General features: G+C 54.3%; 6 protein-coding genes and 1 tRNA gene. 2 read left to right on the plus strand and 5 right to left on the minus strand.

Annotated elements, in window-relative coordinates; all coding sequences use genetic code 11:
* Positions 1-77: 77 nt before the first annotated feature.
* The 4 genes from N902_RS0111490 to N902_RS0111510 all read right to left on the minus strand — a co-directional run bounded on the left by N902_RS0111490 (position 78) and on the right by N902_RS0111510 (position 5,845).
* Positions 78-1,331, minus strand: coding sequence for a thiolase family protein (locus N902_RS0111490; RefSeq protein WP_027371055.1), 1,254 nt, complete (start codon positions 1,329-1,331; stop codon positions 78-80).
* 118 nt (positions 1,332-1,449) lie between these two features.
* Positions 1,450-2,745 (minus strand): ATP-grasp domain-containing protein, encoded by a 1,296-nt coding sequence (locus N902_RS0111495; RefSeq protein WP_027371056.1) that lies wholly within the window; start codon positions 2,743-2,745, stop codon positions 1,450-1,452.
* Positions 2,746-2,869: 124 nt separating this feature from the next.
* Positions 2,870-5,491 (minus strand): cyanophycin synthetase, encoded by a 2,622-nt coding sequence (gene cphA / locus N902_RS0111500; protein WP_027371057.1) that lies wholly within the window; start codon positions 5,489-5,491, stop codon positions 2,870-2,872.
* Between the two features lie 280 nt (positions 5,492-5,771).
* Positions 5,772-5,845, minus strand: a tRNA-Pro gene (locus N902_RS0111510).
* Positions 5,846-6,564: 719 nt separating this feature from the next.
* Here N902_RS0111510 and N902_RS0111515 point away from each other — a divergent pair.
* Together N902_RS0111515 and N902_RS19740 are read left to right on the plus strand one after the other, a co-directional pair.
* Positions 6,565-8,595, plus strand: coding sequence for a discoidin domain-containing protein (locus N902_RS0111515; protein ID WP_161635181.1), 2,031 nt, complete (start codon positions 6,565-6,567; stop codon positions 8,593-8,595).
* Between the two features lie 170 nt (positions 8,596-8,765).
* Entirely contained in the window at positions 8,766-9,713 is a 948-nt protein-coding gene (locus N902_RS19740) for a hypothetical protein (protein WP_153304202.1), read from the plus strand.
* 484 nt (positions 9,714-10,197) lie between these two features.
* Here N902_RS19740 and N902_RS20230 read toward each other — a convergent pair.
* A partial coding sequence (locus N902_RS20230; protein ID WP_027371059.1) for a hypothetical protein occupies positions 10,198-10,469 on the minus strand: 272 nt, incomplete at its 5' end.

The raw sequence follows: 10,469 nt of genomic DNA on the forward strand, positions 1-10,469 counted from the left end.
AGAGATATCACCTTTCCAGGAAGATTGACACGCTCTTTATGCCAGATTCCCAGATGGCCTTATGCATCGTCTGCTATCTATCCGTTGATCTCCAAAGCACAGGCCATGGACACCCCTCCGCCTCCGCACAGGGTGGCCAGCCCCAAATTCTTGCCGCTTTTGCGCAGGGCATGGGTCAAAGTGACCATGATCCTGGCCCCTGTGGCCCCCACCGGATGGCCGATGCCTATCCCGGATCCATTGATGTTCGTGCGTTCCCGGTTCAGGCCCAATTCCCGCTCACAGCCCAGATACTGGGCGGCAAAGGCCTCGTTGAGCTCGACAAGATCAAAGTCCGCGATCTCGTAGCCGCTCTTTCCCACCAGATCCTGGACCGCGGGCACAGGGGACAGGCCCATGACCGAGGGATGACACGCCCCCTTGCCCACCGCCTTGATGGTGGCCAGAGGGGAAAGCCCCAGCTCCCTGGCCCTGGAAGCGGACATGATGACCATCCCGGCAGAGCCGTCGTTGATCCCGCTGGCGTTTCCGGCGGTGACCTTTCCGGTCTTGGGAAGAAAGGCCGGCGGCAGCTTGGCCAGGTCCTGCATGCTCAGATCGGGACGAAAATGCTCGTCCTTGGCAAAGACAATGGGATCCTTCTTCCGCCTGGGCACCTCCACGGGCACGATCTCCTGGTCGAAATCGCCCTGTTCATTCGCCCGCTGCACGTTGTTGTGGCTGCGCAGGGCGACCTCGTCCATCTCCTCCCTGGTCAAGCCGTATTTGTCGGCCACGAACTCGGCTGTATGGCCCATGATGTAGGGCTTGCCCAGCAGATCCTTTCCCGGGGACGTGGTCAGATCCACTGGCGCGTCCTCCCCCAAGGGCAAAAGGTGAGACCCGGCGTGCAGGGCATGAATCAAGGCGTCCTCCACAGTGTTGTCCTGCAGCCTGTAGCCCCACCGGGCCCCGGACAGGGCATACGGCACCCCGGACATGTGCTCCATGCCGCCGGCCACAACCACATCGGCCATCCCGGCCTGGATCATGGCCATGCCGGAAAGGGCGGCTTCCATTCCGGAGATGCAGACCCGGTTCACAGTCGCCGCGGGGACCGACTCCGGAATGCCGGCCATCAAGGCGGCTACCCGGGTGACATTTAATGTATTGTGGTGTTCCATGCAGCAGCCGTAGCGAACATCGTCTATTATCTCTGGATCGATCCCCGCCCTGCGGACTGCTTCCCCCATGGTCACGCTGCCCAGAAACGCTCCGTTCACATCCCTGAGAGTCCCGCCGAATGTCCCGATCGCTGTCCGGCACGCGCTGACAATGACCACCTCCTGCATGTACATCTCCTATGCTTTGAGTTTCCATGTCTTCAGCATCTGAACAAAGGATCAGCGTCCTTAGCGTCTTATACAACCCCCATGCCCGCCAAGGCGCAGGCATGGGGGGTACGAGTGCCTACTCTTCAATATCCACAAACTCAAATTCCAGGCCTTTGAGCACCCGCTCGTAATTCCAAAGCAGCGACGATTGCTTGTTCGCTCCCATCCAGATGCAGGCCACAGCATAACTGTAGGAATCCTGCTCAGGCAGGTCGGAAAGCCGCATGCCCTCTCTGACCTGAGGGATTATGGTCGTGCCCGGGACCTTGGCTGCGGCAGCCTCAACCTCCTCCGGGCTTGGCGCCCGGGCCACTGTAGCGTCTTTGAAGAACACCCGGTAAAAGAACTCAGCCGCCACTCCATATCCGCCTTCGCCCCGTGGCATATCAGGTCTTCGCCCCAGGGCCAAGTCCACTGTCACCTGCTGATGGCTCACCCCGTCCACTTTCTCAAAGGCATCGCAGTGGCTTTGCGCTATCCGGGTGTTGATCTCCAAAAGCCAAATCCGGTCCTGCACCTCGTCCCAAAAAAACTCGATATTGAATCCGCAATTGTCATAACCTACGTGGTTCATGATGGTTTTGGCCAAATCCCCCATCTTGTTTTGCACATGCTGAGGCAATTTCGAAGGATACAGATAATAAAAGAAGCTCAAAACCTGGGGGTAACGAATGGAGTCCACGACCCCGTAGGGTACCACCTCGCCTTCATACACATACCCTTCAAGGGTGCATTGCCGCCCGCCTATGACCTGCTCGGCCATGCAGAAACCGCCGTCAACAGCCCGTATCTCCTCCGGCAGATCAATCTGGTTCAGGACAAAGTTGAACGGTTCGGAGATGGAATCGATCTCGGCCCGGAATCTTTCCATGGCGTAGTCAAAATCTTCCGGGTTATCGATCCGGAACCCGAGACGCGAGCCTGACGACTTGATAGGTTTGACAAAAAACGGAAAGGCCAGATTGGCCTGCCCTATCTTGGCCAGGGCCTGGTCGTCAAAGGGATCAAATGCCGTAAAAGCCGGAATATGCTCCGGGATCACCTCGGCCTGGGTCACCCGGCTCCAGTATTTGTGCTCACATTTGAGCAGGCTCTCCAGAGACGTCGAACGCGTGCCGAACTTGGCGCACAGCAGCGGCAGCATGGTGGATACCGGAAAATCCATGTAACCGATGATGGCATCCACCGTGCCGTCAAATTCCGCAAGCTGGCGTTCCGCAACCTCCAGCATGGCCGGGATGTTAAAGCTCTCCGTCTCATAGACGATCGCCGGGTCGAGCAGGCCGTGAAACTCGACGTCATCCACACCGCGCAGCCGTTTCAACCGCTGGGCATTCAGGTCGTTGAGACCAACAACAAAAACATTCTTCATATTCCTTTCTCCTCCGGCAAGTGCTGGACAGGGCGTGTATGATGCGCTTAGGTCTTGTATGCGGGATATGCGCAAGAAGACATGTCATCAGCCGGGCGGTCCGATCCCGCTCGGCCGGGCAAGATTACGAAGTGATCGGGGCCTCGGTGCGGAAGCTGCGTCCCTTGAGACGCTGAATGGTGCCCTGGATGTCGTCTATGAGCAAAAGAAGGAGATCCCCTTCACAGGCCTTATCCATTGCCAATCCAACAGCCTCATACTCATCCATGATCACCCGGGCCTGACACTCTGTTTCAGCCTTGGACGCTCCGCCTCGGATCAATTCCGCCGCTTGGCCAGGCTGGCGTCCCCGCGGATCTGACTCACAGACAAAGAGTGCATCCAGCATGCTTCCGAGCTGTTTCCCCAGCTCGATCAGATCCTCATCCCTTCGATTGCCGGGCGCGCTGGCCACACCGATACGCCCCTGCGTTCCCAGTCCACGGACCAGAGGCTCAAGTGCTTGCAGGGCCGGTACGTTGTGGCCATAATCGATCAGGCAGCGGATGCCGTCGGCTTCTATCAGGTTGGTACGCCCCGGCAGCTGGCCCGGTGTGGGATGGAAGGTGGCCAGCCCCATACGGATATCGCCAAGGCTCAGCCCGTGGGCATGGCCTACTGCCGCGGCGGCCATGGCGTTCTGGATGTTAAATGGTGCATGCCCTTCAAAGCCGATGGGCACGTCGTTGACCTCAATCACCTGGGCCTCCACCTGGCCCTGGCACATGACGATCCAGCCGTCTTTGACAGTGAACACAATGCCGTGGGCAGCCACATGTTCCCGCAGAGCTGGCCTGTCCGGATCCATTGTAAAATAGATGATCCGCCCCCTGGACCAGTACGTGCCCTGGTCCATGACCCGCTCATCGTCTGCATTGAGAACGCAGAACCCCTCGGGCTTGACCGCATCCACAACCACTGTCTTGCAGCGGGCGAGCTCGTCCAGGGTGTGGATATCCCGTTCCCCCAGATGATCGCTGGCAATATTCAGCAACACGCCAACGTCGCAGGCATCGAACCCCAGTCCCCGGCGCATGATGCCGCCCCGGGCGACTTCCAGCACCGCATGATCCACGGTTGGTTCCCTAAGCACGGTCTGGGCGGCCAGGGGTCCGCTGTAATCGCCGCGCATGATGATGTGATTGTCGATCTCAATGGTCCCTGTACAGGCCATGCCCACCTGCCGCCCGGCCTGACGCAGCATGTGCGCGGTCAATCGGGTGGTCGTGGTCTTGCCGTTGGTCCCGGTGATGGCCGTGATCGGGATCCGGCCGTCTCCGCCATCCGGAAAGAGCATATCCACCACTGCCTCGCCCACCGGCCGCCCCTGGCCGTGTGTGGGCGAGAGGTGCATGCGGAAGCCGGGCCCGGCATTGACCTCGACCACCCCGGCGGACTGCTGCTCCAGAGGCTTGGTCAGGGTCTCGGCCAACAGATCGATACCAATGATGTCCAGTCCTATCAGCCGACCCATGCGCTCGGCCGCGTATTTCACTTCCGGATGCACGTCATCGGTCAAGTCAGTGGCCGTTCCCCCGGTGGATATATTGGCCGTGGTTTTCAGCCATACGATCTCGTCCTTGGGGATCACGCTGTCAAACCTCAGCCCGGCCTGCTCCACCAGCCTCTCGGTCTGCTCGTCGATGTGGATCTGGGTCAGCAGGTTTTCATGCCCCACTCCCCGGCGCGGGTCCGCGTTCTCCTTGTCGATCAGTTCCTTGAGCGTAGACCGGCCGTCGCCCTGGACATGGGCCGGGCGCCGCCGGGCTGCTGCCACCAGCTTGCCGTCAATGACCAGCAGGCGGTGGTCCTCGCCCTTGATAGAGGTCTCCACCACCACTGACTCATGGTGGTGCAGGGCGGCCTCGAATCCCTGGCGCAGTTCAGCTTCATTGCATATATTGGTCGTGATCCCGCGTCCGTGATTGCCGCTGAGCGGTTTGGTCACCACCGGATACCCTACTGTTGCAGCAACCTCCACCGCCTCATCATAAGTATAGCAGACCCACCCCTGGGGGACAGGAATGCCCGCGTCCCTGAGGATCTGCTTGGTCCAGTCCTTGTCGTCGGCAATGGTGTGTCCGATGATCCCGGTCTTCCAGGTCACTGTGGTCTGAAACCGCTGCTGAAGCACTCCCTGGCCGAGCTGGATATAACTGGTTTCCTCAGACAGCCGGTAATACGGAATGTCCCTGGCCAAGGCGGCCTTTACAATGGAGGCTGTGGATGGTCCGAGCATGTTCGCATCCCGGACTTCCTTGAGCCTGTCGACAACAGCGACCATATCCACATCCTGACCCCGGTAGAGGGAGTCCACGATCTGAACAGCCTCACGGCCAGCGGCCAGGCCGCAGGCCTCGTCGCGGTAACGGTACAGGACCACGTAAATACCGCGGTCATTGGTGTCCACCGCCTTGCCGTAGCCCACTGAAAAGCCGATTATGTTCTGCAGCTCTATGGCCACATGTTCAACCATGTGTCCGGCATAGGTCCCGCGATGGACCCGCTGCAAAAATCCGCCCCGCTCACCCACTGAGCAGCGGTGCTCATAGATTCCGGGCAGAAGTTTTTGCAGCCGTTCTGCTATTCCCGGGACCTGATCGCTTGGCCGGTCTTCAAGATCGCCGATATCCAGGCGCATGAATATTGTTAAATACCGGCTGTAATAATTGGGTCCCCGCAGGGCCCGATGTTCCAATATGTGCACATTGTATCCTTAGTTGCCTATGGTTCAGGGTATCCGACGGAATAAGCTCACTCATGAGGGCAAAAAGTGGGGTGATTCAGGAACAAACAAGCTACTGGAAAACGTAGAACATGACTATATTATTCGTGTTCTTGATAAGGTGCAATGGAAGATAAGCGGGAAAAATTTTTGCTTGCCGTGCCGCACAAAAAGGGAATAAAAGAAAGTGCAGGTAAAAAGCGTGGATAGGCCCCAAAAAAAGGGGGATGCGATACAATCGCATCCCCCTTTTTTCTTTGAATCGGGACGGGGCGATTTGAACGCCCGGCCCCCTGAACCCCATTCAGGTGCGCTCCCAGACTGCGCTACGTCCCGTTGAAGAACTGTGGTAATTTTTTGAGCTCCGGATGTCAAGCCCTTTTGCTGACCGCCCAAGCCTGATTGTCACACCGACATATAGGAACTGGCACGAAACCCCATCAAACACCAAGGATCAGGCCTTCATGCCCTGACTAGGAACGCCCCTGAGCCAATACCACCTCACTCCTCATCAAGGCACCAAAGCCGTGGACAGAAAACAGAGTCAGCCGGATGACCTTGATTGGTTGCCTGCACTTACTTGAGTTTATCCCTCAAAATCTCTTATTAAATCATTATCTTGGCCATTCCCCCTCCCCTTTACTTTTAATCGTCTCACTTTCTTGACATGACCCTCAGTCAATGAGCCGACTTTTTTCCTGCCCATACGTCTGAGAGTACCATTACAAGCCTTCGATATTATTATTTTATTTATAATACTTCGATATATTTGATAATATAAATAATACATTTTTTCCAGTGTATTATATCTTGGTCTGCATTTTGCTGGCAAGGCGCCGGCGTGGTTTTGTACCTGCCGACAAGGTCGGTGTTCTTGACACAACCGTAAACAAGTGGAGGACAAGCATCTCTTTATCGTCTGTTTGTTCAGCTAGTTGGTTCCAGGCCGGCCAGTCATGCAGCGAGACCACCACACTCCCTGCAGTCTGGAGTTGATGAAATCTTTATTGGAGGCAAGAATGTTCAGTACTCACTGTGTAGTCCGCAAATCAAACATGAGGCGCTACCTTGCGCTACTCGCTATTCCGGTCCTTTTCCTTGCTTCATCAGGGAGCCATGCCGCATCTGTGCAGCTCTCCTGGGACAAGGTCAATGACAGCAGAGTCGAAGGCTACAATATCTATTACGGTCCCTCGGGAACTTCCTATACGGTCCAGGAGGATCAGACGGTTACCGACCGGGATCAGACAACATGCACGATATCCGGGCTGGAAGAAGGTCAAATCTACGGATTCACGGCCACCAGCTTTGATGCTGACGGAAACGAGAGTGATTTTTCCAGCCATGTATACTACAATGTCCCGGAATCAGCAGATGATCAGGACAGCCTGGACTCGGACGGAGACGGGCTCACGGATTCCGAGGAGGAAACGCACGGGACGGATCCCGATACTGCGGATACAGATGGGGACGGCCTGACTGACGGCGAAGAAGTGAACACATATGACACCGACCCAACCTCAGCAGATACGGATGGGGACGGCACCGAGGACGGCGAAGAAGTATCTCAGGGATCAGACCCACTCCAGGCCGACTCGGACATCGAGCTGGTTCCCCAGGCCCAAATGCGCATCCTATCCACCGACAGCGAAGAAACAGCCCGCGAGGACGGGGCCGTGGCCAATGCCATAGATGGGGATGAGTACACCTTCTGGCATACAGAATGGTCCGATGCCGAACCGGACTATCCCCATGAGGTTGTTATCGACCTCGGGGGCACATACGATGTTTCTGGTCTGCGCTATCTTCCCCGCCAGGATGGAAGCGAAAACGGCATGATCGCCGACTACGAAATCTTTGTGACTTCGGACCGGTCCAATTGGGGCGATCCTGTACAGACTGGGACCTGGACTGCGGCCGCTGAACAAAGCCAAACGACTTTTGAGAACAAGGTGGGCCGTTACGTCAAACTGGTTGGCCTCTCGGAGGTCAACGGCAATCCCTGGGCCAGCGCTGCGGAGATCACTCTCCTGGGAACCGAGGCAGAAGAAGATACATCCTCAGATACCGGGGACAGCTCTGACTCAAATGATGATTCAACGACTGAGGGTTCGTCCGGAGACACCATATCCCAGTCCGAGCTGAGCGTTCTTTCCGTGGACAGCCAGGAAGTCAACGGCGAGGACGGGGCGGCCAGGAACGCCGTGGACGGAAATGAAGATACCTTCTGGCATACAGAATGGGACTACTCCGAGCCGGATTACCCCCATCAGATCGTCATCGATCTGGGGTCCGCACAGGAAGTCGTGGGACTCCAGTATCTGCCCAGGCAGGACGGTTCTGAGAACGGGATGATCAAGGACTATGAGGTCTACGTCAGCCAGGACGGCTACACCTGGGGCAGCCCGGTAAGCAGCGGTTCCTGGCAGGCCGGAGAAGATGAAAAACAGATTACCTTTTCCGGGAAGACCGGGCAGTACGTTAAGCTTGTCGGCCTCTCGGAGGTCAACGGCAATCCCTGGGCCAGCGCTGCGGAAATTACCGTTCTCAGCGCGGGCTCTGGTACTGACGACGGGTTTGATGAGTCTGGGGATACAACCTCCCCTGATGACAGCTCAGATGAGGAAAGCGGTTCTGCCGAAGTGGTTCCGCAGGATGAACTCCGTGTTCTCTCGGCAGACAGCGAGGAAACATACGGGGAGGACGGAGCGGCCAGAAACGCAGCTGACGGAAATGAGGATACCTTCTGGCATACAGAATGGGACTACGCCGAACCGGACTATCCGCATGAAATCATCCTCGATCTGGGCTCATCCCGGGAAGTTGTTGGCCTGCACTACCTGCCCCGGCAGGACGGCTATGAGAACGGGATGATCAAGGACTATGAGATCTACGTCAGCCAGGACGGCTACACCTGGGGCAGCCCAGTGAGCAGCGGTTCCTGGCAAGCCGGAGAAAATGAAAAACAGGTCACCTTTTCCGGGAAGACCGGGCAGTACGTTAAGCTGGTCGGCCTCTCGGAAGTCAACGGCAATCCCTGGGCCAGCGCTGCTGAGGTAGGAATTGTCGCACGTGATGTGTACTAATAAGGAGAATGTTTCATAGTTTTTGCATAACGTACTAAGGCAGTGCGGAAAATTATTTTCCGCCGTGGACAGGTTTGGAGCCACTGCAGGCGTGGCTCCAAACCTGTGTCGAAGACATAGACGATATCCCTGACAACACTCATAACAAGTTCACTTATTGGGAGATCATAATGAAACGCAAAACTATATTCCCTATCTGCGTGCTTACGCTCTTTTCTTTGATTCTGCTTTCACCGCTCAGCTCGCCAGCAGAGGCAAATAAAGTTCTGTTTTCATGCGACTTCGACACCGGATCTGGAGACGAACTGGACAGATGGCAAAGTGCAGCAGCAAGTTATGGGCTGGACTATAGTACGGATCCACGCTCCGAAAGGGATCTGGCCCAAGAAGGTGTAGATGGAAGCTACTGCGCTCGTTCGGATGCAAGAGATGGGCATGCCTATACACCCATAACCATTCATTTTGTCGATGACTATCCAGAGGAAGTAACTATAAACTATTGGGAAAAGATACATGTTACGGGAGGCGACGGTGATCTACCTGTTGCCGGGGCAAATATAAAATCTCTTCGTGTCTACAACAATTCGGATAGCTCTACGTATTCCATTGGTTCTATACTTTCACATCATTTTGATTCTTATTTTTATTCTAGATCAGGTGGTGTTTCTACTGTTGAATTTGGAGACATAGTCTATGACAGAAAAGATTATAGTTCATATTATGCCAAAAGTAATGGAGATGGAACATATACGGCTATTGGCGACGGGGAAAATGATGAGTCGCATATAGCTGTGAAGATGTCTCCATGGGTAGAGAACAACAAATGGTATAACTTAAGAGTTCATATTAAATATCCATCAAATGACAGTACATATGATGGAGAATATACTGTATGGCTAAATGACAATCTTGTATTTCGTGCAACTGATCTTAAGTTGGTCGATGGGCACGATACATCTGTAAAGGATATCAGGTTTCTACCTGATCAAAGAGGAGATGAGGGGTTCTATCAATATCTTGATGAAATAACCGTATATGAAGGATATGTGCCGCCGAACTCGGAGGAAGAGACCAGCAGTTTGCCAGCTCCATCTGATCTTCAATTATCCTCAAGATAACGTGGGATTGATTTGAGAACAATCTTCATCTATTGAGAAAAAAACGAGAGGCAGCTGCAACTGCCTCTCGTTTTTTCTACCAGACTAAATAATATATTTTCATGTATTAATATTAATAATAAGCACAAATCGAGATATTCATATCAGATAAATGTATTAATACGAAGAAGTCAAAATTTTATTATACAGTCGATAATATCCTTCTGCCATGTGATTAACTGAAAATTGATCAATAATTTTTAGTCTGGCTGCATTTCCAATTTTTTTTCTTAACTGATGATCTTTATATAATTCCACACACTTTCCTGCAAAAAGTTCCGGAACATGATCTGTCAATAGGAATCCGTCCAGATCGCAGGCTATAATTTCCCTCAGTCCTCCCACATCTGGAGCTACAATGTCAAAGGCGGCCAAAAGCGGACCCAGGTAAGGCTTTTGAAATAGGACCCCCAGGGCGGTGATCAGACCCTCCTTTCTTCTTTATTTACTTCCCCTTTTGTGAAGCAAAATATATCTCCTTCCTCTTGTGCATCTGGTTCGTGTACTTTTCTGGTCTTCCTGATATACATTCACCGTACCCAGTGTTTTTGACAAAAAAAAAGACCCGGAGCCGAAACCTCCGGGCCTTTTCCGTGGCCAACCGAACGAATCCGGAAGCCCACCACAACGAAGTTTTTACTACCATGGCTTCCACAGGATTGCAAGACTGGAAGTCATGTGCCTTCACCTGCTCAAAACCCTTTCCTGCCGTTATTG

The sequence above is a fragment of the Desulfovermiculus halophilus DSM 18834 genome, assembly GCF_000620765.1.
Taxonomy (GTDB): domain Bacteria; phylum Desulfobacterota; class Desulfovibrionia; order Desulfovibrionales; family Desulfothermaceae; genus Desulfovermiculus; species Desulfovermiculus halophilus.